Below are 25,972 nucleotides of genomic sequence, written 5' to 3' on the forward strand. Positions count from 1 at the left end.
CCGGGAAAGTCCCGGATGGTAACAAAAGCGTTCGTGGACGTCAGCCGTCAAGTTCCGAGAAGCCCGTGAGGAAATGCGGGCCGATAAAGCGCTCGGGTAACGGGAACTCGTCGTGGTACTCGACCTGCACCAGATACAAACCGTATGGATGCGCGGTCACCCCACCGGAACGGCGCTCACGACTTTCCAGGACTTCTTTCATCCATTCCACCGGGCGCTCGCCAGCACCGATGGTCATCAGCACGCCGGCGATGTTGCGCACCATGTGATGCAGGAAAGCATTGGCGCGGATGTCGAGCACGATCATCTTGCCGTGACGGGTCACGCGCAGATGATGCATCTTCTTGATCGGCGATTTGGCCTGGCACTGGCCGGCGCGGAACGCACTGAAATCGTGGGTGCCGATCAGGTATTGCGCAGCCTCGGCCATGCGCTCGACGTCCAGCGGACGGTGGTTCCAGGTGATTTCTTCGTTGAGATGCGCCGGACGGATCTGATCGTTGTAGATCACATAGCGATAACGCCGCGCGATAGCTTTGAAGCGCGCATGAAAATGCGCCGGCATCACCCGCGCCCAACTGACGCTGATGTCATGGGGCAGATTGATGTTGGCGCCCATGACCCACGCTTTCAGCGAACGATCGACCGTGGTATCGAAATGCACCACTTGTCCGCAGGCATGCACGCCGGCGTCGGTGCGCCCGGCGCACTGCAAGGAGACCGGCGAATTGGCGACTTTCGACAGGGCTTTTTCGAGCTCTTCCTGCACCGTTTTCACACCGGTCAGCTGACGCTGCCAGCCGCTGTAGCGCGAGCCTTTGTACTCAACGCCCAGCGCTACGCGGTAAAAGCCCTCGGGGGCCATTTCGGCGACCGGGTTATCTATGTTTGCCAAGGTGGGACAGCCTGCTGTTTTTGCAAAGGCGGGCATTATAAGGCTGTGGTTCAGGGATGCCAGAGAGTTCTCTGTCGCCTGGTCGGGCCTCATCGCTGGCAAGCCAGCTCCCACAGGTTTTGTGTGCGCCTCAGAAACTGTGGGAGCTGGCTTGCCAGCGATGACAATGGCCCAAACGCCAAAGAATCCGACACAAACAAAAACGGCAGCCTCAATGGGCTGCCGTTTTTGTTTACCGCTGGACTGATTACAAGCTCGAGAGCATGTCCTTGGCCTCGCCACGCTGCTTCTCGTCACCCTCGGTCAACACTTCGTTGAGGATGTCACGCGCACCGTCGTTATCGCCCATGTCGATATAGGCCTGGGCCAGATCGAGCTTGGTCGCCGCTTCGTCGGTGCCGGCAAGGAAGTCGAAATCATCTTCGCCCAGATCACCACCCACCGCCGCATCGGCTTCGGTAAAGGTCGGTTCGGCGATGCTTTGCGACAGGCGATCCAGTTCGGCGTTGACGTCGTCCAGCTCAGCCGAGAAGGCATCCGGTTCGGCTGCTGGGTTGCTGTCCATTTCATCGGCCAGCGACAGGTCGAAATCGGCCGGCAACTCGAGATCATCCTGCGGCACGTCAGCCACGACCGGCGGTTCGACCGGCGACAGATCTTTCACGCCCTCGTCCAGATCCAGCAGGAAGTCATCGTCCGCCAGGTCCACGGCAGGGGCCGGAGCAGGTTCGGCGCCGAGGTCCAGATCCAGGTCAAAGTCCGACAAGTCGTCCAGATTCTCTTTGATTTCGGTCTGCTGTTGCAGCACCGATTCAAAGCTCAGATCGTCGTCCGCCGGGAACTCGTCCAGCTCGACCGGGGCATCCAGTTCAATCGGCGCTTCTGGCTCGACGACCGGCGCAGGCTCTACCGGCGTGATGTTGTCGAGATCGTCCAGGCTCAGGTCAAACGCGCTGTCCAAGTCATCTTCAACCGGTGCCGGCGCAGGTGCTTCAGGCTCATCCAGCAGCAGATCCTTGACGTATTGCGCGTCCAGCTCGGCAGCCACGGCGGCAGCGGCCAGGCCACCGGCAGCAGCAACGGCAACAGCCATCGCCGGGAAGCGGCTCTTCAGCTCTTCGACCTTGGCGAAGTTGTCGCCATTGGCCACGAGTTGACGCTCCTGACCGACGAACGCATCGCGGTCGCCCTGCTGACCGTAGACTTCCATCAGCTTAAGACGCAGATCACTGCGCTGCGGCTCGAGGCTGACGCCCTCCTCCAGCAGCGCGGCCGCCTGGTTCAGGCGACCGGCATTGATGTGCGACTGCGCCTTGTCGAGTACGTCATCGGAGCGCTCGGCGGCCGGCGCCACCAGCGGCGCGGCAATCGGCTCAGCCATCACGATCGGCGCGACTACCGCAGCAGCAGGGGCTGGCGCCGGGGTGTTGAGCTTGACGCTCGCCGCCGGAGTTTCCAGACCTTCGAAGCTGCTTTCCGGCAAATCCTGTTCGGCGGAGAACTCTTGCTCTTCAGACAAGGCACGGGCCATGCGCAGGTGCTTTTCGGCTTCCTGCTGGGCTTTGCGGCGACGTGCCAGCAGCAACAGCAAGAGCAGCAGCACAACAGCGCCGCCACCGACCAGGCCCAGCAGGATCGGATTGGTCAGCAGCTCATTGAAGGTTTTCTCGTCATCGACTGCCGGTTTCGGCTCGACCACTGGCGTAACCGGTGTTTCAGCGGGCGTTTCGACCGGTGGCGCAATCGCCGATTCCGGTGTCGGCGCCGCGTCCGCCGGAGTGGCCGGCGGTGTGGCGGCCAGTTCAGCGGTGATTGCAGGCACTGCCGGAGCGGCAGGGTTTGCGGCCGGCGCTGTACCCGCCCCTTCTGCCTGCAGTTTCGCAAGTTGATTGTTCTTCAGCTCGATCAGCTTCTGCAGCTTGTCCAGCTGACTTTGCAGATCGGACATGCGGCTTTTCAGTTCCTCGTTGTCACGACGGGTCGTGTCGAGGTTTTCCTGAGTGACCGCCAATTTGTTGCTCAGCGCCTTGGCATCACCGGCCGGGCCTTTGCCGCGACCTTTAGCGCTTTCGGCAGAGACCAGGCTCAGATTGTCCTGAGCGTTCTGGGCAGCGCCGGTGTTTGCACGACCGCGGTTGGTCGCATCAAGCTGCTGTTGACCAGTGCCTGGCTTGGCCACATAACGACGGCCCGTGCGCCAGGCTTCGTTCTGCGCGGCGACTTCAGCAATTGCTTTGGACTGCGGCAGCGCGGTGCTTTGAACCGAATCCGGCAGACGCAGTACCTGACCGGTTTTCAAGCGGTTGATGTTGCCACCGATGAACGCATCCGGGTTCAGCGCCTGAATCGCCAGCATGGTCTGCTGCACCGAACCGCCGGTGCGCGCCTTCGCGGCGATTTCCCACAGGGTATCGCGTGGCGTGGTGGTGTATTGCGTCGGGTGCGTGGCGCCAGTGGTTGGCGCTGTGATGGTCTGCGACGGCGCCGGTTGTGCGGCAGCGTCAGCGGTCTGCGGCGAGAACTTCGACGGATCGAGCAGCACGCTGTAGTCGCGCAGCAGACGACCGTTCGGCCACATCACCTGCACGAGGAATTTCACCATCGGCTCCGACAGCGGCTTGCTCGACGTGACGCGCAGCACGCTTTTGCCGCTGGCGTTGAGCACCGGGGTGAAGGTCAGGTCGTTGAGGAAGGCCTGGCGATCAACGCCGGCCTTGGCAAAATCTTCGGGTGAAGCCAGGCTCGGCACCACTTCGGCAGCGGTGAGATCCTTGACGTCGAGCAGCTCGATTTCAGCCACCAGCGGCTGGTTCAGGGTCGACTTCAGGGTCAGCTCCCCGAGCCCGAGGGCATGCGCCATACCGGAGGACAGCGCCGAGGCGGCCGCTATTGCTAACACCAGTTTGCGAACTTGAACCATAGCCTCATCCTTTGTTTGAACGTTCCTCGGCCAGCGAGAAGATATTGAACACCGCTGCCGTAAGGCATTGCGCGCGACGACGACACATGCCGCGCGCGATCATTTCTTTGATGCCCCGGAAAGTCCCGGAGGGTGACACGTTATCAAGCAATCTGGGCAAGCATAGCGCTCACCTAGAATCAGTCGACAAATTGTTGCCAAGTATCTTTTACAGCAGGTCTTTTATCAACAATTCAGCCACCTGCACAGCGTTTAGGGCCGCGCCTTTGCGTACGTTATCTGACGTCAGCCACAGATTAAGTTCCGCCGGGTCGTCGATACCGCTGCGCACTCGACCGACATAGACAACATCCTGCCCTACCGCGTCACCGACCGCAGTCGGATAATCACCCGCCTCGACCAGTTCGATACCGGCTGCGTCTTCAAGCGCCGCGTTGACCTTTACCAGGTCGACAGGCTGCGTTGACTGCAAGGTCACGCTAAAGCTATCGCCAAAAAACACCGGGGCTTGAACGCAAGTTGCGGAAATCTTTAATAAAGGCAGCGCCAGCACCTGACGCAGCTCGCGCACCAGGCGTTTTTCCAGCAGCGTGTGGCCCTGCGCGTCAGGCGTGCCGACCTGGGCCAGCACGTTGAACGCCATCTGCCGATCGAAGAAGGTCGGCTCCAGTGGGCGCATGTTCAGCAGCTCGGCGGTCTGCCGCGCCAGCTCGGTGACGGCTTCACGACCTTGGGCGGAAACCGCCAGGTTGGCGGTGACATGCACCGATTGCAGGTCGATCAGCTCGAGCAGCGGCGCCAGCACCACGGCCAGCGAAGTGGCCGACGGGCTTGGGCTACTGACCTGGAACGGCGCCTTCAAACCGTCGACCTTGCTGGCATTGGCCTCAGGGACGATTTGTGGCGCCTGATCGGCCGGCAGCGCGCCGGACAGGTCGATCAGCGAGCAACCGGCGGCATGCGCGCGCGCGGCGTAGCTCAGGGTGATGGCCGGGCCGGCAGCGAAAAACACCAGTTTGACCTTGCTGAAATCGAACTCGTCGACTTCGCGAACACGCACGTTCTTGTTGCGGAACAGCAGCGAGCTGCCAGCGGATTCGCTGCTCGCCAACAGGTGCAGGGTGCCGATCGGGAAGTCGCGTTCTTCGAGAATCTGTACGAGGGTTTCGCCGACAGTACCGGTGGCGCCGATCACGGCAATATCTAGGGTCTGGGTCATAGTGCGAGCCTCTGGCGAAACGGGGGGAGCGGCACTTTACCGGGTGACTGGCGCACAGGCAATTTCTGCCGGAACTTGTGGCGCTTGGACTGACCTCATCGCGAGCAGGCTCACTCCTACAGTGGTCGGTGTGAACCTGAATTTTGTGTGCACCCTCAATCTTGTAGGAGTGAGCCTGCTCGCGATAAGGCCGGCACAGTCTCCCGAAAACCGTCAGGCATAAAAAAACCCGCACCTCTCACAAGGCACGGGCTTCTTCATTGCTGCAAACGATCAACGCTCGAGCAAAATCCGCAGCATGCGACGCAGCGGTTCGGCCGCGCCCCACAGCAGTTGGTCGCCCACGGTGAACGCGCCGAGGAACTGCGAGCCCATGTTCAGCTTGCGCAGACGGCCAACCGGGACATTCAGGGTGCCGGTGACCTTGGTCGGGCTCAGCTCCTGCATGCTGATATCGCGGTTGTTCGGCACCAGTTTGACCCAAGGGTTGTGCTGGCTGATCAGCCCTTCGATATCGGCGATCGGTACGTCTTTGTTCAGCTTGATGGTCAGCGCCTGGCTATGGCAGCGCATGGCGCCGATGCGCACGCAGATGCCGTCGACCGGGATCGGGCTCTTGAAGCGACCGAGGATCTTGTTGGTCTCGGCCTGAGCCTTCCACTCTTCACGGCTCTGGCCGTTCGGCAGTTCCTTGTCGATCCACGGGATCAGGCTGCCGGCCAGCGGTACGCCGAAGTTCTCGGTCGGGTACGCGTCGCTGCGCATGGCGTCGGCCACGCGACGGTCGATGTCGAGGATCGCACTGGCAGGATCGGCCAGTTGATCGGCGACAGCGGCGTGGGTCGCGCCCATTTGCTTGATCAGTTCACGCATGTTCTGCGCGCCGGCACCGGAGGCCGCCTGATAGGTCATGGCGCTCATCCACTCGACCAGACCGGCTTCGAACAGACCGCCCAGGCCCATCAGCATCAGGCTGACGGTGCAGTTGCCGCCGATGTAGTTCTTGGTGCCCGCGTCGAGCTGCTGGTCGATGACCTTGCGGTTGACCGGATCAAGAATGATCACTGCGTCATCGTTCATGCGCAGGCTCGAGGCTGCGTCGATCCAGTAACCCTGCCAGCCGGCTTCGCGCAGTTTCGGGAACACTTCGCTGGTGTAGTCGCCGCCCTGGCAGGTCAGAATCACGTCGAGGGTCTTCAGCTCGTCAATGCTGTAAGCGTCCTTGAGCGGAGCAATGTCCTTGCCCACGGACGGGCCTTGGCCACCAACGTTGGAAGTGGTGAAAAACACCGGCTCGATTAGATCGAAATCCTGCTCTTCCAGCATCCGCTGCATGAGCACGGAACCGACCATCCCGCGCCAACCGATCAGACCTACACGTTTCATCGCAACTACACCTTCTTGAAAAGTGGGCCGCTGCTTTGTATTGAATTTCGCAGCGGGCCCGAGAGATTACAGATTCCGCAGCGCGGCGACTACTGCGTCGCCCATTTCCTGCGTACCGACTTTGCTGCAACCGGCCGAATAGATGTCGCCCGTGCGCAGACCTTGGTCGAGCACGACGCTGACGGCTTTTTCGATGGCATCGGCGGCATCCTGCAGATTGAAGCTGTAACGCAGCATCATCGAGACCGACAGAATGGTCGCCAACGGGTTGGCGATGCCTTTACCGGCGATGTCCGGAGCGGAACCGTGGCAAGGCTCGTACATGCCCTTGTTGTTGGTGTCCAGCGAGGCCGACGGCAGCATGCCGATGGAACCGGTAAGCATCGACGCCTGGTCGGACAAGATGTCGCCGAACATGTTGTCGGTGACGATCACGTCGAACTGCTTCGGCGCGCGCACCAGTTGCATCGCGGCGTTGTCGACGTACATGTGGCTCAGTTCGACTTCTGGATAATCCTTGGCCACTTCTTCGACGATTTCACGCCACAGTTGGCTGGACGCCAGCACGTTAGCCTTGTCCACCGAGCAGAGTTTCTTGCCACGGACCATGGCCATGTCGAAACCGACGCGGGCGATGCGGCGGATTTCGCTTTCGCTGTACGGCAGCGTGTCGTAGGACTGACGCTCGCCGTTTTCCAGAGTACGGGTGCCGCGTGGCGCGCCGAAGTAGATGCCACCGGTCAGCTCACGAACGATCAGGATGTCCAGGCCGGCAACGATTTCCGGCTTCAGGCTCGAAGCCTCGGCCAGTTGCGGATACAGAATCGCCGGACGCAGGTTGCCGAACAGGCCCAGTTGCGCACGGATTTTCAGCAGACCGCGCTCAGGGCGGATATCACGCTCGATGGTGTCCCATTTCGGGCCACCGACGGCGCCCAGCAACACGGCGTCGGCAGCGCGGGCACGCTCGAGGGTTTCGTCGGCCAGCGGCACGCCGTGCTTGTCGATGGCGGCGCCACCGATCAGGTCATGGCTCAGCTCGAAGCCCAGGCTGTACTTGTCGTTGGCCAGTTCCAGAACCTTGACCGCCTCGGCCATGATTTCCGGACCAATACCGTCACCTGGGAGAATCAGAATCTGCTTGCTCATGCTTTCCTCGTGTCTTCAGTCGGTGCGCCATCTGAGGCGCGCCTGGAAAAATTCTTAGCGCTCAGCCATCAATACGATTACATCTGTACTGAACGAGCCGTCGGCATCAATCTCAAAATATTCGCGCACTTCGTTGCCCATCGACTGCTGCAACTGGCGGATCGCGGCGCGCATCACTTCGGGTGTGCGCATGCGCTCAACCCAGGTGGTGTACTCCAGACGCAGGCGCTGACGCGTGGTACTGCGCACATGCAAACCGGCTTCGCTGACCTGACGCAACCATTCAGCGCCTGAATAATCGCGCACATGACTGGTGTCGCGCAGCACTTCGACGCTTTGCAGGTAAGTGTCGAACAACGGGCTGCCCGGTGACAACACATCCACGAATGCCACCACACCGCCCGGCTTCAGCACCCGCCGCACTTCGCGCAGGGCCACGCCGAGATCGCTCCAGTGATGCGCCGAATAACGGCTGAACACGAAGTCGAACTCGCCATCGGCAAACGGCAGACGCTCGGCGGCACCGTTGACCGTGGCAATGTTGGTGAACCCGCGATCAACGGCAGCGGCGGCGACCACGTCGAGCATCTGCTGCGACAGGTCGTAGGCGACCACTTCCCTGACCAGCGGTGCGACATGGAAACTGACATGACCGGCGCCGCAGCCCAAGTCCAAAACCCGCGCCTCGCCCTGCCCCGCCAGCTCAGCTTGTAGCAGTGCGAATTCGGTGCCTTGAGCGTGAACGGCGCTGCTCAGGTAGGCGGCGGCCTGTTCACCGAATTGCTTTTGTACGACCTGAGTGTGTTGGGCGGTGCTGGTCATGGGGACTTCCTTTTTAGGGTGAGTCTTGTGGTGCTTTTGAGGGCCTCATCGCGAGCAGGCTCACTCCTACATTTGGAATGCGCTCCCCTGTAGGAGTGAGCCTGCTCGCGATGGCGCCATTCGCCATACGCAAATTATGCGTCGCGGAACAACCAAGGCTGGCTCACACGGTGCTTGGCCTCAAACGTCGCAATCGCATCACCGTCCTGCAAGGTCAAACCGATATCGTCCAAACCGTTCAACAAGCAATGCTTGCGAAACGCATCGATCTCAAAGCTGTACACCTTGCCATCCGGACGGGTCACGGTCTGCGCCTGCAGATCAACCTGCAATTGATAGCCCGGCTCAGCCTCGACCTGCTTGAACAACTCATCGACTTCAGCGTCGCTCAAGATGATCGGCAGCAAGCCGTTCTTGAAGCTGTTGTTGAAGAAGATGTCGGCGTAGCTCGGCGCGATGATGCTGCGGAAACCGTATTCTTCCAGCGCCCACGGCGCGTGTTCACGGCTGGAGCCGCAACCGAAGTTCTCGCGGGCCAGCAACACGCTGGCGCCTTGATAACGCTCGGCGTTGAGGACGAAGTCCTTGTTCAGCGGACGCCTGGAGTTGTCCTGATACGGTTGACCGACATCGAGGTAACGCCACTCGTCGAACAGGTTCGGACCGAAACCGGTGCGCTTGATCGACTTCAAAAATTGTTTCGGAATGATTTGGTCAGTGTCGACGTTGGCACGATCCAAAGGCGCGACAAGACCAGTGTGCTGAGTAAAAGCTTTCATGCTGCGCTCCTTAAATCAATTCGCGAACGTCGATGAAACGACCGTTCACCGCTGCCGCCGCCGCCATGGCCGGGCTGACGAGGTGGGTACGGCCACCGGCGCCCTGACGGCCTTCGAAGTTACGGTTGGAAGTCGAGGCGCAATGCTCGCCGGACTCCAAACGGTCCGGGTTCATCGCCAGGCACATCGAGCAACCCGGCTCACGCCATTCAAAACCGGCTTCGAGGAAAATCTTGTCGAGACCTTCGGCCTCAGCCTGCGCCTTGACCAGACCCGAGCCCGGCACGACGATCGCTTGCTTGATGGTCGAAGCGACTTTACGGCCCTTGGCAATGACTGCCGCAGCGCGCAAGTCTTCGATCCGCGAGTTGGTGCAGGAGCCGATAAACACGCGATCCAGTTGAATGTCGGTGATCGCCTGATTGGCGGTCAAACCCATGTATTTCAAGGCACGGACGATCGAGTCGCGCTTGACCAGATCCATCTCTTTCGCTGGATCCGGCACGTTTTGATCCACGGCCAAGACCATTTCCGGGGAAGTGCCCCAGCTGACTTGCGGCTTGATCTGCGTAGCGTCGAGCTCAACCACGGTGTCGAACTTGGCGTCGGCGTCGGAGACGAGGTCTTTCCAGGACTCGACGGCCATGTCCCATTCCGCGCCTTTCGGAGCAAATGGACGGCCCTTCACGTAGTCAACAGTCTTCTGATCTGCGGCTACCAAGCCCACGCGGGCGCCGGCTTCGATGGACATGTTGCAGATGGTCATGCGGCCTTCAACGGACAAGTCGCGGATCGCGCTGCCAGCGAATTCGATGGCATGACCGTTACCGCCAGCGGTGCCGATCTTGCCGATCACCGCAAGGACGATGTCCTTGGCGGTCACGCCGAACGGCAACTGCCCTTCAACGCGCACCAGCATGTTCTTCATTTTCTTCGCAACCAGGCACTGCGTGGCGAGCACATGCTCGACCTCGGAGGTGCCGATACCGTGAGCCAACGCGCCGAACGCGCCGTGGGTCGAGGTGTGCGAGTCGCCGCAGACCACGGTCATGCCCGGCAAGGTTGCACCCTGCTCCGGGCTGATCACGTGGACGATGCCTTGGCGCACGTCGTTCATCTTGAATTCGACAATGCCGTACTCATCGCAGTTGTCGTCGAGGGTCTGAACCTGCAAACGCGAGACCTGGTCGGCAATGGCTTCGATGCCGCCCTTGCGTTCCGGGGTGGTCGGTACGTTGTGATCCGGGGTCGCGATGTTGGCATCGATGCGCCAAGGCTTGCGCCCGGCCAGACGCAGGCCTTCAAAGGCTTGCGGCGAGGTCACTTCGTGAATGATGTGACGATCGATATAGATCAGCGCAGAGCCATCGTCGCGCTGCTTGACCAAATGCGAATCCCAGAGCTTGTCGTAGAGCGTTTTGCCGGCCATCAGACGGTTCCTCATCAGCTTGTTTCTATGCCCTGGGCTTATCAATAACCCTTTGGCTTGTGAGGCCGATCCTATGGGGTTAGATTAAATAACTCAAATTCATATTTTTTATGCTTTGGATAACCAACTGGAATACGAACATGGATCTGGCCAACCTCAACGCTTTTATCGCGATTGCCGAGACCGGCAGCTTCTCCGGCGCCGGCGAACGCCTACACCTGACGCAGCCGGCGATCAGCAAACGCATCGCCGGGCTGGAGCAGCAATTGAAGGTGCGCCTGTTTGATCGGCTGGGCCGTGAAGTCGGCCTGACCGAGGCTGGCCGCGCCCTGCTGCCTCGGGCTTATCAGATTCTTAATGTGCTGGATGACACCCGCCGCGCGCTGACAAATTTGACCGGCGAAGTCAGCGGGCGCCTGACCCTGGCCACCAGTCACCACATAGGCTTGCACCGTTTGCCGCCGCTTTTACGGGAATTCACCCGCCGTTACCCACAAGTTGCGCTGGATATTCAGTTCCTCGATTCGGAAGTGGCCTACGAGGAAATTCTCCATGGTCGCGCCGAATTGGCGGTCATCACCCTCGCCCCGGAGCCCCACACACTGGTCAAAGCCACGCCAGTGTGGGACGACCCGCTGGATTTCGTGGTCGCCCCGGAGCATTCGCTGATCAATAACGGCGCGGTCAATCTGGCCGACATCGCCGGTCATCCGGCGGTTTTCCCCGGCGGCAACACTTTTACACACCATATCGTGCAGCGTTTATTCGAGGCTCAGGGCCTGACGCCGAACATCGCCATGAGCACCAACTATCTGGAAACCATCAAGATGATGGTCTCGATCGGTCTGGCCTGGAGCGTTCTGCCACGGACCATGCTCGATGAACAGGTGGCAAGCATCGCTTTGCCGGGCATACAGCTCAGTCGCCAGCTAGGCTATATCTTGCACACCGAACGGACGCTATCGAATGCGGCAAGAGCCTTTATGGCCTTGCTGGATGCACAAATCGATCTGCCAGGGACATAAGGCCAACTTGTGCTACTCCTATAGAGCCGCTGTCCCTGTGCCTAACGCCACCATCAGCTCAAGGCCTGTCCACAATGCCGAAATCTGTTGACCGCATTCCGCCGATGCCGCGTATCCAGGCGATTGACCCGCGTCATTCCGAGCAGAGCTGGGAGAGCGCGCCGCAATTGCTCGCCGCGCTCAACGGCGCGCGGCTCGGCGCGTGGTATTGGGACATCGAGCGCGGGCAGATCAGTTGGTCACGGGGCACCCAGGCATTGTTCGGCTTCGATCCACGGCAACCGCTGCCGGCGGACCTTGAATACCTCGATCTACTGCCCCCGGAAGATCGCGCCAAGACCGTTCGCGCCTTCCATGCGGTGATCGCCGGCGCACCGCTGGAACAAGCGATGCACCACCGCATCCGCTGGCCCGACGGCAGCCTGCACTGGCTGGAAATCAGCGGCAGCCTGCTGCCGGATAAACACGGCCGCCCCCGAATGATCGGGGTGATTCGCGAAATCACCCACCAGCGTCAACGCGAACAGGCGCTGAGCAGCTCGGAGAAACGTTTCGCCACCCTGTTTCACCTGTGTCCGAACATGGTCTTGCTGACGCGTCAGGAAGACGGCCTGATCAGCGAGGCCAATCAGTATTTCGAAAGCCTGTTCGGCTGGCCGGTGCAGAGCGCCATTGGCCGCACCACGCTGGAACTGGGCTTGTGGGTACACCCCGAGCAGCGCGCCGAACTGGTCAAAAAGACCAACACCAAGGGCGAACTGATCAGCATGGAGGTGCAGTTTCGCGCCAGCAACGGGCAGATTCACGACGGTATCCTCAGTGCGCAGAAGGTCGAACTCGAAGGCCAGCCGTATCTGCTCAGCACGTTCCTCGACACCACCGAACGCAAAGCCGCCGAACACGCTTTGAAGGACAGCCAGGAACGCCTCGACCTGGCGCTGGATTCGGCGCAGCTCGGCACGTGGGACTGGCACATTCCCAGCGGCATGCTTTACGGCTCGGCACGGGCGGCGCAACTGCACGGGCTGGAGCCGAAACCCTTTCATGAGTCGTTCGACGAGTTTTTCGAAGGTGTGCCGGGCGAGGAACGCGACAGCATGCGCGATGCCTATCGCAGCCTGCGCGAAGGCCCGGCGGGCAATTATCAACTGACCTACCGCGTGCAACTGCCGGACGGCAGCTCGCGTTATCTGGAAAGTCGCGCCCGCCTCTATCGCGATGACAATGGTGCGCCGCTGCGCATGGCCGGCACCCTGCTGGACATCACCGATCAGGTCGAACGCGAACAACGGCTGGTCGCGTCGGAGGAGAAATTCGCCACGCTGTTTCAGGTCAGTCCCGACCCGATTTGCGTGACCCGTCAGGACAGCGGCGAGTTCATCGAGATCAACTCCAGCTTCAGCCAGACCTTTGGCTGGAGCGCCGCCGACGTGATCGGCCACACCGCCGAAGAAATCGGCCTGTGGGACGCCTCGGCGAAAAGCCTGCAACGCATCGAGCGAGTGATCCGCGAACAAGGCCTGAGCAATGTTGCGATCATCGTCCAGCACAAGGACGGCCAGTCGCTGACCTGCGTGATTTCCAGCCGGCAGATCAGCGTCGGCGACCAGCCGTGCATCGTCACCACCCTGCGCGACATTACCCAGCAACAACGCTCGGAGGCGGCGCTGAAGGCCAGTGAAGAGAAATTCGCCAAGGCGTTCCACTCCAGCCCCGACGCGATCACCATCACCGAGCGCGATACCGGCCGTTATCTGGAGGTCAACGACGGTTTCTGCCGACTCACCGGTTATCGCGCCGACGAAGTGGTGGGCAAAACCGTGTATCAGGTCGGCATCTGGGCCGAAGAGAAGCAACGCTCGGCGCTGCTGGCCGAGTTGCAGATCAAGGGCCGCGTGCACCATCAGGAAATGCTCGGGCGCAACAAGCGCGGCGAATTGCTGACCGTGGAAGTCTCAGTCGAGCCGATCACCCTCAATGAAACCGCGTGCCTGCTGCTGACCGCGCGGGACGTCAGCCTGCTGAAAAACGCCGAAGCGCAGATTCGTCATCTGGCGTACCACGACCCGCTGACCAACCTGCCGAATCGCGCCTTGCTGATGGATCGCCTGAGCCAACAGATCGCCCTGCTCAAACGGCATAACCTGCGCGGCGCCTTGCTGTTTCTCGACCTCGACCACTTCAAGCACATCAACGATTCGCTCGGCCATCCGGTGGGCGACACGGTGCTGAAGATCATCACCGCGCGCCTCGAAGCCAGCGTGCGCATGGAAGATACCGTCGCACGCCTCGGTGGCGACGAGTTTGTCGTGCTGCTCAGCGGCCTCGAAGGCTCGCGCAATGAAGTCAGCGCGCAAGTGCGCAACCTCGCCGACACCCTGCGTGAGTTGCTCTCCGAGCCGATGTTCCTCGACGGTCAGCGCCTGCAAGTGACGCCGAGCATCGGCGTGGCGCTGATTCCCGATCACGGTTCGACCCCGACCGACCTGCTCAAGCGCGCCGACATCGCTCTGTACCGGGCCAAGGATTCCGGGCGCAACACCACGCAGATGTACCACAACACCATGCAGAAAGCGGCCAGCGAGCGGCTGCGCATGGAGACCGACCTGCGCCTGGCGCTGTCACGCGGCGAATTCAATGTGCACTTCCAGCCGCAGATCGACGCCCGCGACAACCGCATCATCGGCGCCGAAGCGCTGGTGCGCTGGAATCACCCGGAGCTCGGCGCGCAATCGCCCACCGAATTCATCAAGGTGCTGGAGGACAGCGGGCTGATTCTCGAAGTCGGCACGTGGATCCTCGACGAGGCCTGCGACGCGTTCAAACAGCTGATCGCGCTGAAACTGGTCGACCCGCTCAACTTCAGCCTGTGCGTGAACATCAGCCCACGGCAGTTCCGCCAGAACGATTTTGTCGAACGCATCGAACACAGCATGAGCAGCCACGGCCTGCCCTGCTCGCTGCTGAAACTGGAAATCACCGAAGGCATCGTCATTCAGAACCTGGAGGACACCATCAGCAAAATGCGCCGCCTGAAAAAGCTCGGCGTGAGCTTCGCCATGGACGATTTCGGCACCGGTTATTCGTCGCTGACTTACCTCAAGCGCCTGCCGGTCGACACATTGAAAATCGATCAGTCGTTTATCCGCGACGCCACCACCGACCCGAATGACGCCGAAATCATCCGCGCCATTGTCGCCATGGCCCGCAGCCTGGAACTGGAGGTGATCGCCGAAGGCGTGGAAACCCCCGAACAATTGGCGTTCCTGCAAGGTTTAGGCTGCCACTTGTACCAAGGTTACCTGCACAGCCGGCCACTGCCACTGGAGGGTTTGAAAAAGCTGCTGCCCTGACACTCTCCACTGCGCAGCTTGCAACAGAGCGGCAATTGCCACGGTTTGCGCCAACCTGTAGGGTCGCTTTTTTGCGCCGTTTCGGGATCTTTCATGCAGGATGCAACCCTCCCCCGCCCAGCCCTGCTGGGCATCGACCTTGGCACCACCAACAGCCTGATCGCCGTCTGGCGCGACGGTCGCGCCGAATTGATCCGCAACGCCCTCGGCGACGTGTTGACCCCCTCGGTGGTCAGCCTCGATGAAGACGACACGATTCTGGTCGGCAAAGCCGCCCGCGCCCGCCTGACCACCCACCCGGATCGCACCGCTGCCGCGTTCAAGCGTTTCATGGGCAGCGACAAACGGGTCGAACTCGGCGCTCGCGCGTTCAGCCCGGAAGAATTGTCGGCGCTGGTGTTGGGCTCACTGAAGCAGGACGCCGAAGCGTTTCTTGGCCATCCGGTCACTGAGGCGGTGATTTCAGTGCCGGCCTATTTCAGCGACGAACAACGCAAGCGCACCCTGTTCGCCGCCGAACTGGCGGGGCTGGCGGTCACACGGTTGATCAATGAACCGACAGCAGCGGCCATGGCTTACGGGCTGCATGAGCAGAAATTCGAGCGCACGCTGATTTTCGACCTGGGCGGCGGCACCTTCGACGTCACGGTGCTGGAATACGCGTTGCCGCTGATCGAAGTGCATGCATCGACTGGCGACAACTTTCTCGGCGGCGAAGACTTTACCGCCGCGCTGCTCGAAGACTGCCTCAAGACCTGGCAACTGACGCCGTCAATGATCGACGCGCACAGCCTGGCCAGCCTCGGCGATGCGCTGGAGCAACTCAAGTGCAATCTCGGTGAAGGCGTCCAGCATTTGAGCTGGCGCCACGCCGACAATGTCTACGAGTGGTCGCTGGACGAAGCGGCTGCGCTGAAAATCTGGGAGCCGCTGCTGTCACGCTTGCGCGCACCGATCGAACAGGCCCTGCGCGATGCCCGACTGAAACCCCGCGACCTCGACAGCCTGGTGCTGGTCGGCGGCGCCACGCGCATGCTCGCGGTGCAACAAATGGTTGCCACGCTGTTCGGGCGCCTGCCGTATCGTCACCTCGACCCGGACACGATTGTCGCCCTTGGCGCCGCGACGCAAGCGGCCTGCAAGGCCCGCGACGGTGCGGTAGAAGAGTTGATCCTCACCGATGTCTGCCCTTACACGCTGGGTATCGAGACGATGCGCGGCAGAGGCGTCGAAGGCGCGTTCTCGCCCATTATCGAGCGCAACACAATCATCCCGACGTCACGGGTGGAGCGCTATTGCACCACCTATCCCAAGCAGGAACAGATCCGTATCTCGGTGTATCAGGGTGAGCGCCCATGGGTGCGCGACAACATTTTCATCGACGGTTTCGATGTCACGCTGACGCCCACCGAACACCGCCAGGAACTCGACGTGCGCTTCAGTTACGACATCAATGGCCTGCTTGAGGTCGACGTCACGCTGCTGGAGACCGGCAAGCGCCACAGCCACAGCATCGACCGCAGCCCGACCGGGCTGGATGACGAGGCTCGGCAAAACAGCCATGACCGGCTCGCCGCACTCAAGGTTCACCCGCGTGATACCTTGCCCAACCGCACGCTGCTGGCACGCTTGGAACGCGCCTGGATGCAGAGCCTGGGCACCGAGCGCGAGCGCATTGCCGAATGGCTGCACAGCTTCACGGCCGTGCTCGGCGGCCAACAACCGGCGGAGATTGCCAGCCAGCGTTCACAACTCAACAGCGCCCTGGATGAACTGCGCTTCTAGCCGATGAGTCGCCGCAGCGCCGCCTGCAAGCCGGCGGCCAACGGGTCTTCACGAAAGCTTTCCGGGGGCATGCCGTAGCGGTTGGGCAGTTTTTCCCCGGGAAAACCGAACAGCACCAGCGGCAGAAACGGCAAGGCTGGCGTCAACCCGGCCAACACCAGAAAGGTCGCGACACCCCGGCCCATGTCATGCAGGCGCCGCAGCATGGCGCCGAGCAGGATCAACACCCCGAGCACCAGCACCACCAGGGCGGGCGGCGTCGATCCACTGAGCACGGCGACCAGCGGGGTCAGCAGCACCAGGCCAAGCACTTGCCCGACAAAGGCCTCGCGACTCAGCCGCGAACCCAGGCGCCAGAACGCCATGGCCGATGTCGGCCGCGCCTCGGCCTTGGCCATCATCAATCGCTCCGACCACGACAGCAGCGCACTGCAAGCAAACCGCACACCGAGGCCGTTCTGCTGATTGTCCTTGGCCCGCTGCAGGCGTATCAGGTGCTTCTGCCGTGGCACGCCCGCGTCGCCGTACCTGACCAGATCCTTGAGCACATCAAGCGCCAGGTAAAAATCGTCGCAGTCGTTGATGCCCTCATCTTCGAGCGCCTGACGCGGCGGACGCACTGGTTCGCCCTTGATCAAGCTGTGCCGGAAACCGTCGAACCACTCCTGTGGGTTGACGACTTCGGTAATCCTGTCGAGTAAAAAGCGCCGCTGTTTGGCATCAAACAATGACGTGTGATACAGCACGCCCGTCAGCAGCATCCGCCCGAGCAGGTCGTCGTCAAAAGCACGCAGATCACGGCGCATGCACAGGAACAACCGGTCGTTGCTGAGCAAGCGCAGGCTGTCCAGCGCCTCCTGAACCCCGCACATCTGCTGGGCCAGCAGCGCCTGCACTGGATCTTCGGTTTGCAGCAGGCCGAGCAAGCCGCTGCAATTTCCCTGTTCACGCAGCAATCGCTGCAACAACGGCTGCAAGCGGCTGAGCGGATGGGACGGGTTGAATGCCAGCGACTCCAGCATCCGCGCGTCGATCAATGGCAACCAACGCTCCGTCTGCCCCAGCAACATCAGCAAAAACAGCGTTTGCGCGTGCCATTGCCACAGCCCTTCGCCCGCCTCCGGTGCGGGCAACAGCACATCGAGTTGAGCCAGTTGCAGCAACTGCGTCAGTTCCGACAGATCAGTGCCGGCGTATGAGCCGTTGAGCTTGAAGTCTTGTTCAATGCGCGCGAGCGCGGCATGACTGTAGGGACGCAACCGGCGCAACCAGCCGCGGCACAGGCTGTGCGACTGATCGCTGGTCTGCGCCACAGGAAGTTGTGGCGATTCTGCGTCCTCATCGGTGTAGGCGGTCATCGCCCGCGCGATCGGCGAATTTTTCAGCCAGCGCAGATGTTGCTCAGCCTGATACTGGAAACCGCTCAGCACCAGCGCTTCAAGCGCGTCCGGCGGCAACGCCTCGTCGAGCATCTGCTGCAACAACAGCACGTCACCGCGATGCAACGCCCAGGCATGCCGGTAAAGTCGTTGCAGGCGCTGGTCGGCATGCTCGCCGAGCAACAGCGCCACCAGCGGCAATTCGTCATCGTGCAGGCGCCAATCGACAAAAGCCCCGGCCAGCCCCTGTAGTTGCAGAGGACCGACGTCCAGCCAGCGCAACAAGGTCTGTGGTTGCTGAGTCGGGCTGCCATACGCCTGACTGGCGTCGTCCAGATCAAGCGGCCAGGCACTGAAAGGCCGGGCACAATCGAAGGCTTGAATCAGCAACGGCAGCAGGTCCGGCGAACGCTCGCCACATAGCGCCAACAAATGGCCTTCGGCTTTCGGATGACGGTGCTCCTGCCACAAGCGGATCCAGCACGGCCACGCCTGATCATCCAGCCCCTGCAAACTGTACTGGCTGGCCAGCATGTACAGCCAATCAATGTCGTCAGGGTGCTGACGCTGTTGTTCGATGCAGGACTGCAGCAGCCCTTCCCCGCCGATGCCCGCCTGAGTGAACTGCGCGAGCAGACGTTTGATGTATGCCTCATCGTTCGGCAACGGCAAGCAGGTGTGTCGAAGGGCGAAATGGCGGAATTCGTTTAGCGGACGCTGGGTGAAGGTGACCACCAGGCTGCGGGCGTACCACAACGCTTCAACCTGCGCGGGCTCCGGCCAATGGCTCATCAACGCCACATCGAACGGGTCCGGGGTTTTTATCCGCCGCAGAAACGCATCGACCCGCTCCGCCTGATCGTAGCCAAGATCAAGCAACTGTTGATCCCAGGCCATGCGCTCGGCCAGCAGGTTCGCGCATTGATGCGACAGCAAACCGGCATCGGTCATGCGGTGGTAGAAACCCCAACTGAGATCGTCGAGGTCATCGAGGGGCAATTGATCCAGCGTGCGGATAAACGCCTGCCAGGCGGCAATATTGAAGCGCCGTGCAGGATCGTCGAGCAGTTCACAGAAATCCACGAAGGCTTGGGGAGTCTCGGCGACCGGCGCGTCTGGCGCCTCGAACTCGGCGTAATCCTCTTCCTCGTCGTCCTCTTCCAGGTCGTCTTCACGAGCCAGACGCAGGGCTTTTTCGTACGCCATGCGTAACGCCTGAAAGCCTTCGGGGTCGGTCTCCGGGTGATGCGCCGGCAAGCGTGCGCGGTAGGCATCACGGATCAGGGTTTCTTCGGCAGTGGGCTCGATGCCCAGTTGGATCCAGCAACTCATGACCAGTCGAACTCCTTGAGCGATGCCGGACGCGGCGGCGGGTCGATGTCCATATGCCAAGGCAAGTCAGGCAGAAACTGCGGGATGCTCTGCTCAAGACCCCGGGTGATCAGCAGGTTATGCGCAGTCTGCCCTTGTCGATCCAGCTCGAACGCCAGCGCATCATCACTTTTGTTCTGGCAGCACCAGAACGCCCGGCCGATAAGGAAGCCGTGGTAGTACGCCATCCAGCTGTCGTAGTGAAACTGCGCCCTGACGGCCAGGCGCGAATGCAGCCATTGACTCTCGACCAGATCGATCCACTTGTTGCGCACACCGCAGCGCAAGAGAAAGCCCATGCGCCCGTAATCCCAAGACAGAATCCCACCGGCCCCGCAGCTGTCGAAGGTGCGGCTGGCAAACTCATGCAGGATGCGTTCACGCGGGGCGAGACGCTCGAGCAGCGCCGGCCATTCACTCGGCAGGCAACGCTGCCAGGCTAGATAACCGTCACTGAGGTGTTTGGCGTGGCCGTCGTCGGTCATCCCCCTGAGCATGCCGAACAGCTCCTGGCGGGTATCAATGCCCCAGCTGTGCTCCAGATTGATGTACGCGTCGTCGCAGAAAGCAGGGTCGTCATACCCGGCGCCAGGATTGAGCGCCGCCATCGGCGCCGACAGGGCCCACAGCCAGCGCTGCTGAATCTCATCCATGAAAAATGCTCCACGCCGACCGAGTGAGAAATGGGAGGTCGGCAAAACTGCGGCGGATTGTAGAGAAAGCGCTGCCGTGCGGCAAAGCCGGTGTGCAGCACCCATAAAAAAACCCCGACGTATCGGGGCATTTTTTCGAGCGGAGTCAGGCGGCTTCGGCGACGGGCAAACCGAGCAAGCGCGAGACATGATCAGGCTCGGTCTCGCGACGCAGCACAGTGAACAGTTCGGTGGCTTGCGGGTAATTGCGGGTCAGCATCGCCAGCCATTGCTTCAAACGGCCCGGCGATTGACGCGCGGTCATCTGCGCCTTGGCTTGCAGCCAGAAATCCTGGATCAGCGGCATCAACTCGGCCCAGGTCATCTCGACCACTTCTTCACCGGCACGCGCGGCGGCGATCTGCCTGGCCAGATCAGGGCGCGACACCAGACCGCGGCCGAGCATGATGTCTTCCACGCCACTGATTTCGCGGCAACGACGCCAGTCTTCAACGCTCCAGATATCGCCGTTGGCGAACACCGGCACCTTGACCACGTCCTGCACGCGCGGGATCCACTCCCAGTGCGCCGGCGGTTTGTAGCCGTCCATTTTGGTTCGTGCGTGCACCACGATGTGTTCGGCGCCGCCTTCGGCCAACGCCGTGGCGCAGACCAGCGAGCCGTCCGGGCTGTCGAAGCCCAGGCGCATTTTCGCGGTGACTGGAATGTGCGCAGGCACCGCGCGGCGCACGTGCTCGACGATCTGGTTGAGCAGCTCCGGCTCTTTCAGCAGTACCGCGCCGCCACGGGATTTGTTCACGGTCTTGGCCGGGCAGCCGAAGTTGAGGTCGATCACTTCGGAACCGAGTTCGCAGGCCAGTGCAGCGTTTTCCGCCAGGCACACCGGGTCGGAACCGAGCAATTGCACACGCAGTGGCACGCCGGACGCCGTGCGGGCACCGTTGAGCAGCTCGGGGCCGAACTTGTGGAAGTAAGCCGGGGTAAGCAACTGATCGTTGACCCGAATGAATTCGGTCACGCACCAATCGATGCCGCCAACGCGGGTCAGCACGTCGCGGAGGATGTCGTCGACCAACCCCTCCATGGGCGCCAGAGCAATTTGCATGGGGAAAACACTACTTAGAGAAAAACGTGCCGCAGTTTACTGGATTGAGCGGCTTAAACCCACGACCACCTGTAGGAGCTGCCGAAGGCTGCGATCTTTTGATCTTGATCTTAAAAAAACAACATCAAAAGATCGCAGCCTGCGGCAGCTCCTACATGAGTTAGAGCAGAGTTCGAGGCAAAGGGCGGGTCAGGCGGTGAGCTGGATCGCCGGGCCGTAGCCTTCGATGAATTCGGCAGGCATGCGCTTGGGCTTGCCGGTGGACAGCTCGATGCAGACGAAGGTGGTTTGCGCGCGCAGCAGCGTGGTGTTGTCGCTCGGGCGCTTGAGCTGGAAATGCCGGGTCATTTTCAGGCGCTGATCCCAATCGACGATCCAGGTTGCCAACTGCAGTTCATCGCCCTCATAGGCGGCGGCCAGATAATCGATTTCGTGACGGACCACGGCCATCGCCCGATCCAGACGCCGGTACTCGACCAGATCCAGCCCCAGACGCTGCGAATGGCGCCAGGCGCAGCGTTCGAGCCAGGTCACGTACACCGCGTTATTGGCGTGGCCCAGCCCGTCGATGTCCTCGGCGCCTACTTGCAGATCAATGGTAAACGGCGTTGCCCGATCCCAGCCCATGCCCCACTCCCGGTCAGTTATTCAACCGGGGCAGTGTAACGGAGCTCACGCCGATTGGCGCGCCTGAAGGCTGCGACCGGCCAGCAGTGATAACACGCCATCAATCACGCGCGGGTCGGCGAGTACGCGCTGATGACCGCCACCTTCCAGACGCAGCAAACGACTGTCGAACCAGGATTCATGGATCAGTTGCGACTCTTTGACCGAGACAAAATTGTCGTCCTCGGCATGCACAATCAGGCCCGGCATATCCAGTTGATAGTGGGCGACATCCAGCGTGGCGGCGCGCATGCCAACGTCTTGCTCGACCTGGCGGATAAACGCGGAGCGCGCTCTGGGCGGCATACCGACGTAGCGGGCGAAGCCGCGCAGTACACCGAGAATTCGCGCCGGCGCAGCGATGCTGACGAGGGTTTCGGTACGCAGGCCCAATTGCACGGCGAGCATGGCGCTGGCGCCGCCCATCGAGTGGCCGATGACGGCTTGCAGCGGCGGTAGTTCGGCGGCGGCTTCAAGCATGGCGCGCGCAAAAAGGACGACGTTGGCTTCACGTCCCGGTGAGCGACCGTGGGCCGGGCCGTCGAGTGCAACAACGGTATAACCGGCATCGACGAGCGCAGTGATCAGCGCGGCGAACTGGGTGGGGCGCCCTTCCCAACCGTGCATCAGCAGCACGGCAGGGCCTTGGCCCCAGCGCAATGCCGAAAGCCCGAAGCGCAGCGTGATGCGCTCGGCACTGGCCAGCATCGGCAACTCCCAATCGCGCAGTGGCAGCGCGCGCGGCGTCATGAACGCCAGGCGCATTTTGCTCGCCACTCGTTGCGGTGCAATCCAGCCCAAGGTGCCATTAACGCCACGAACCCACTTCAACGTGTTCATCGCTCTCTCCTCAGGCCTGCTGCCTTCAGGTCAACGCACCGCCGACTTGGCCGCGCGCAGCAATCGATCAGATAAATCACCCGGGCCCAGTGCTCGTGCGAGCGCCAGACCACCCACCATCAGGGCCATGTCGGCCAGGGCTTTGTCGGTGTCCTCAGGGCTGGACGCCAACTGCGCAACCATCAATTCCAAGTGTTCGTTCAGCGCGAGGCGGAACGAATCCGGCAAACGCCCCAACTCGCCGATCGACGCAGGAATCGGGCACGCCGCCTCACTGGAATCACGGTGCTTGCGCGACAGATAGAACGCTGCGACCAGCGCGCGACGCTCTTCGCCGGTCAGTTCGCTGTCCATGTCGGCAATCAGGTCGCGGCGACGACCGAGCAATTGCTTGAACGCTTCGAGCATCATCGCGTCCTTGCTTTCAAAGTGCGCATAGAAGCCACCGACCGTGAGGCCGGCTGCGCCCATCACTTCGCCCACGCTTGGGTCGGCCGGGCCACGCTGGATCAGCGCGGAGCTGGCGGCCTTGAGGATGCGTTCGCGGGTTTGAGCTTTTTTATCGTTCATCGTTGCCTCCGAATATTACGACTAGAATATTATTCGCATAATAATAATCTGCAAGTCAAGAATATGACCGCTGGTCTGAAGCACAGTTTAGGAAAAGGAGAATTGGCCAAACGCCAGACAAACAAAAGGGCCATTCAATAATTGAATGACCCTTATAAAATCCCGCAGAGCGGGTAATCGTGGCGTCCCCTAGGGGACTCGAACCCCTGTTACCGCCGTGAAAGGGCGGTGTCCTAGGCCACTAGACGAAGGGGACACAAACCTTCTATACAACTGATCAGTGCTGAGTGCTGATCGATTCAAGGCCGGTGTGGCCAGACCTTGAACTGTAAAATTGGTGGAGCTTAGCGGGATCGAACCGCTGACCTCCTGCATGCCATGCAGGCGCTCTCCCAGCTGAGCTAAAGCCCCGGATTTTTCGCCTCGCGGCGGAGTGACATCTTGCAACATCACTTCTGTAAAACTGGCGTCCCCTAGGGGACTCGAACCCCTGTTACCGCCGTGAAAGGGCGGTGTCCTAGGCCACTAGACGAAGGGGACGCAAACCCTTCTATACAACTGATCAACGCTGAGTGTTGATCGCTTCAAGGCCGGTGTGGCCAGGCCTTGAAGTGTAAAATTGGTGGAGCTAAACGGGATCGAACCGTTGACCTCCTGCATGCCATGCAGGCGCTCTCCCAGCTGAGCTATAGCCCCTCATCGTTGATGTCATCGCTGAGGACGGGGCGAATCTTAAGGGCGTATCGAAAGCCTGTCAAACTTATTTTTGAAAAATTTCAAAATTTTTCGTCGGCATAACAATCACTTACCGCCCTCCTCCCGAAAATCCGGGACTTGGGATAAAGCATGCCCCTGTAGGAGCTGCCGCAGGCTGCGATCTTTTGATCTGGTTTTTAAAAGCCAAAATCAAAAGATCGCAGCCTTCGGCAGCTCCTACAGGGGGGTTAAGCTATCAGGCGATGGCGGCCAGGAGCTTTTCCCACTCTTTGTTTTCTTTCTTCGACACGCCGCCCAGCAGGTCGATCGCCTGGCGCAGACGGAAACGGGTCAGGTCCGGGCCGAGGATTTCCATCGCATCGAGCACCGACACCGAACTCGCCTGACCGGTGATCGCAGCAAACATCAGCGGCATCGCGTCACGCAGTTTCAGCTCCAGCGATTCGACCACTGCCTGAATCGTCGCGGTGATGTTGTCCTTCTCCCACTGACGCAGGCTTTCCAGCTTCCACAGGATCAACTGCATCAACTGCCGCACCTGATCGCCGGAGAGCTTCTTCGATTCGAACAACTTGGCATCCGGGTTGACGCCACCGGCGAAGAAGAACCCGCCCAGCGGTGCAACCTGGCTGAAGGTTTCAACGCGACCCTGCACCAGCGGCGCGATCTTCATCATGTATTCCGGGTTCAATGCCCAGGTCTGCAAGCGGCTGGCGAATTCTTCCACCGGCAGATCACGCAGCCACTGGCCATTGAGCCACGACAGCTTCTCGATGTCGAAGATCGGCCCGCCCAGCGAGACGCGCTTGAGGTCGAAGTTATCGACCATTTCCTGCAGCGAGAACTTCTCGCGCTCGTCCGGCATCGACCAGCCCATGCGGCCAAGATAGTTGAGCATCGCTTCGGGCATGAAGCCCATGCGCTCGTAGAACGTCACCGAGGTCGGGTTCTTGCGCTTGGACAGCTTGCTCTTGTCCGGGTTACGCAGCAGCGGCATGTAGCACAGCTCTGGTTGCTCCCAGCCGAAGTATTCGTAGAGCAAGATCAGTTTCGGTGCCGATGGCAGCCATTCTTCGCCGCGCAATACGTGGGTGATGCCCATCAGGTGATCGTCAACGACGTTGGCGAGGAAGTACGTCGGCAGGCCGTCGGTCTTCATCAGCACTTGCATGTCCATGCGATCCCACGGGATCTCGACGTCGCCACGGAGCATGTCCGGCACCACGCAAACGCCTTCGCTCGGCACTTTCATGCGGATCACGTGGGGTTCGCCGGCGGCCAGACGGGCCGCGACTTCTTCTTTCGACAGCAGCAGCGCGCGACCGTCGTAACGTGGCGTTTCGCCGCGAGCCATTTGCTCGGCGCGCATCTGATCGAGTTCTTCAGCAGTGCAGAAGCATGGGAACGCATGACCCATGTCGACCAATTGCTGGCAGTACTTCTGGTAAATGTCGCCGCGCTCGCTCTGGCGATACGGGCCGTGCGGGCCGCCAACGTCCGGGCCTTCGCTCCAGTCGATGCCCAACCAGCGCAGCGCGTCGAAGATCTGCTGTTCGGACTCGCGGGTCGAACGCAACTGGTCGGTGTCTTCGATCCGCAGGATGAACTCACCACCATGCTGCTTGGCAAAGCAGTAGTTGAACAATGCGATGTAAGCGGTACCTACGTGGGGATCCCCGGTAGGCGATGGCGCGATGCGAGTGCGGACGGTGGTCATGGCATGTCTCGAAAAGAATGAAAAGCAAAACAATCAAGCGGCGAATGGTAACAGGCGACACCCGCCCCGCTCCAGCAGGCAGGGCATTTAAGCCAAGTTTGCGTCTGTAATGCCCGTAAGCCGTGGCGAATGGCCGATTATCAAGCGGGGGCATTTACCGTTTATCGCCGGTGTGCGAGATTCAGCGGCTGA

18 protein-coding genes and 4 tRNA genes are annotated in these 25,972 nt (G+C 61.0%); 3 read left to right on the top strand and 19 right to left on the bottom strand.

Annotation, left to right across the window (positions count from 1 at the left end):
• Nucleotides 1-40 precede the first annotated feature (40 nt).
• The 8 genes from truA to leuC form a co-directional block, all read right to left on the bottom strand.
• Nucleotides 41-865 (bottom strand): tRNA pseudouridine(38-40) synthase TruA, encoded by an 825-nt coding sequence (truA, locus tag ACZZ0B_RS16155; RefSeq protein WP_045123178.1) that lies wholly within the window; start codon nt 863-865, stop codon nt 41-43.
• Between the two features lie 277 nt (nt 866-1,142).
• Nucleotides 1,143-3,815: a FimV/HubP family polar landmark protein gene (locus tag ACZZ0B_RS16160; RefSeq protein WP_463545759.1), complete on the bottom strand. Its 2,673-nt coding sequence runs from the start codon at nt 3,813-3,815 to the stop codon at nt 1,143-1,145.
• A 208-nt stretch (nt 3,816-4,023) separates the two neighbouring features.
• Nucleotides 4,024-5,034 carry an aspartate-semialdehyde dehydrogenase gene (locus ACZZ0B_RS16165; RefSeq protein ID WP_463545760.1) on the bottom strand — a complete coding sequence of 337 codons (1,011 nt, stop codon included), beginning with the start codon at nt 5,032-5,034 and terminating at the stop codon, nt 4,024-4,026.
• A 273-nt stretch (nt 5,035-5,307) separates the two neighbouring features.
• On the bottom strand, nt 5,308-6,420 hold the full coding sequence (gene asd / locus ACZZ0B_RS16170; RefSeq protein WP_463545761.1) for an aspartate-semialdehyde dehydrogenase: 1,113 nt from the start codon (nt 6,418-6,420) through the stop codon (nt 5,308-5,310).
• A 66-nt stretch (nt 6,421-6,486) separates the two neighbouring features.
• On the bottom strand, nt 6,487-7,569 hold the full coding sequence (leuB, locus tag ACZZ0B_RS16175) for a 3-isopropylmalate dehydrogenase (protein WP_158834791.1): 1,083 nt from the start codon (nt 7,567-7,569) through the stop codon (nt 6,487-6,489).
• A 54-nt stretch (nt 7,570-7,623) separates the two neighbouring features.
• Nucleotides 7,624-8,391, bottom strand: a complete 768-nt coding sequence (locus ACZZ0B_RS16180; RefSeq protein WP_463545762.1) for a class I SAM-dependent methyltransferase — start codon at nt 8,389-8,391, stop codon at nt 7,624-7,626.
• Nucleotides 8,392-8,525: 134 nt separating this feature from the next.
• A complete protein-coding gene (gene leuD, locus ACZZ0B_RS16185; RefSeq protein ID WP_440097048.1) occupies nt 8,526-9,170 on the bottom strand; it encodes a 3-isopropylmalate dehydratase small subunit in 645 nt (214 codons plus the stop codon).
• Between the two features lie 10 nt (nt 9,171-9,180).
• The gene (leuC, locus tag ACZZ0B_RS16190; RefSeq protein WP_158834785.1) at nt 9,181-10,599 is read right to left on the bottom strand and encodes a 3-isopropylmalate dehydratase large subunit; all 1,419 of its coding nucleotides are present in this window, start codon (nt 10,597-10,599) and stop codon (nt 9,181-9,183) included.
• Between the two features lie 140 nt (nt 10,600-10,739).
• On the opposite strand from leuC, the gene ACZZ0B_RS16195 reads away from it, so the two are divergent.
• From ACZZ0B_RS16195 to ACZZ0B_RS16205, 3 genes are all read left to right on the top strand, one after another.
• Nucleotides 10,740-11,624 carry a LysR family transcriptional regulator gene (locus ACZZ0B_RS16195; protein ID WP_463545763.1) on the top strand — a complete coding sequence of 295 codons (885 nt, stop codon included), beginning with the start codon at nt 10,740-10,742 and terminating at the stop codon, nt 11,622-11,624.
• A gap of 74 nt (nt 11,625-11,698) precedes the next feature.
• Nucleotides 11,699-14,977 (top strand): sensor domain-containing protein, encoded by a 3,279-nt coding sequence (locus tag ACZZ0B_RS16200; protein WP_440097047.1) that lies wholly within the window; start codon nt 11,699-11,701, stop codon nt 14,975-14,977.
• A gap of 93 nt (nt 14,978-15,070) precedes the next feature.
• Nucleotides 15,071-16,762 carry an Hsp70 family protein gene (locus tag ACZZ0B_RS16205; RefSeq protein ID WP_463545764.1) on the top strand — a complete coding sequence of 564 codons (1,692 nt, stop codon included), beginning with the start codon at nt 15,071-15,073 and terminating at the stop codon, nt 16,760-16,762.
• Here the strand turns inward: ACZZ0B_RS16205 and ACZZ0B_RS16210 are convergent.
• From ACZZ0B_RS16210 to gltX, 11 genes are all read right to left on the bottom strand, one after another.
• Nucleotides 16,759-19,473: a DUF805 domain-containing protein gene (locus ACZZ0B_RS16210; RefSeq protein WP_463545765.1), complete on the bottom strand. Its 2,715-nt coding sequence runs from the start codon at nt 19,471-19,473 to the stop codon at nt 16,759-16,761. The genes ACZZ0B_RS16205 and ACZZ0B_RS16210 overlap by 4 nt on opposite strands.
• Nucleotides 19,470-20,165 (bottom strand): DUF1266 domain-containing protein, encoded by a 696-nt coding sequence (locus ACZZ0B_RS16215; RefSeq protein ID WP_463545766.1) that lies wholly within the window; start codon nt 20,163-20,165, stop codon nt 19,470-19,472. The genes ACZZ0B_RS16210 and ACZZ0B_RS16215 overlap by 4 nt, the downstream gene beginning before the upstream one ends.
• A gap of 145 nt (nt 20,166-20,310) precedes the next feature.
• Entirely contained in the window at nt 20,311-21,270 is a 960-nt protein-coding gene (locus ACZZ0B_RS16220; protein ID WP_008083198.1) for a tRNA dihydrouridine synthase, read from the bottom strand.
• A gap of 189 nt (nt 21,271-21,459) precedes the next feature.
• Nucleotides 21,460-21,897, bottom strand: coding sequence for an acyl-CoA thioesterase (locus ACZZ0B_RS16225; RefSeq protein ID WP_158834764.1), 438 nt, complete (start codon nt 21,895-21,897; stop codon nt 21,460-21,462).
• A gap of 45 nt (nt 21,898-21,942) precedes the next feature.
• Entirely contained in the window at nt 21,943-22,776 is an 834-nt protein-coding gene (locus ACZZ0B_RS16230; protein WP_008083003.1) for an alpha/beta fold hydrolase, read from the bottom strand.
• A gap of 30 nt (nt 22,777-22,806) precedes the next feature.
• Nucleotides 22,807-23,346, bottom strand: coding sequence for a TetR/AcrR family transcriptional regulator (locus ACZZ0B_RS16235; protein WP_008083008.1), 540 nt, complete (start codon nt 23,344-23,346; stop codon nt 22,807-22,809).
• A 180-nt stretch (nt 23,347-23,526) separates the two neighbouring features.
• Nucleotides 23,527-23,602, bottom strand: a tRNA-Glu gene (locus tag ACZZ0B_RS16240).
• Nucleotides 23,603-23,681: 79 nt separating this feature from the next.
• Nucleotides 23,682-23,757: transfer RNA gene (locus ACZZ0B_RS16245), tRNA-Ala, on the bottom strand.
• Between the two features lie 53 nt (nt 23,758-23,810).
• A tRNA-Glu gene (locus ACZZ0B_RS16250) sits at nt 23,811-23,886 on the bottom strand.
• Nucleotides 23,887-23,966: 80 nt separating this feature from the next.
• A tRNA-Ala gene (locus tag ACZZ0B_RS16255) sits at nt 23,967-24,042 on the bottom strand.
• A 256-nt stretch (nt 24,043-24,298) separates the two neighbouring features.
• Nucleotides 24,299-25,780: a glutamate--tRNA ligase gene (gene gltX / locus ACZZ0B_RS16260; RefSeq protein ID WP_008083009.1), complete on the bottom strand. Its 1,482-nt coding sequence runs from the start codon at nt 25,778-25,780 to the stop codon at nt 24,299-24,301.
• Nucleotides 25,781-25,972: the final 192 nt, after the last annotated feature.

Source organism: Pseudomonas sp. AC247, assembly GCF_979258015.1.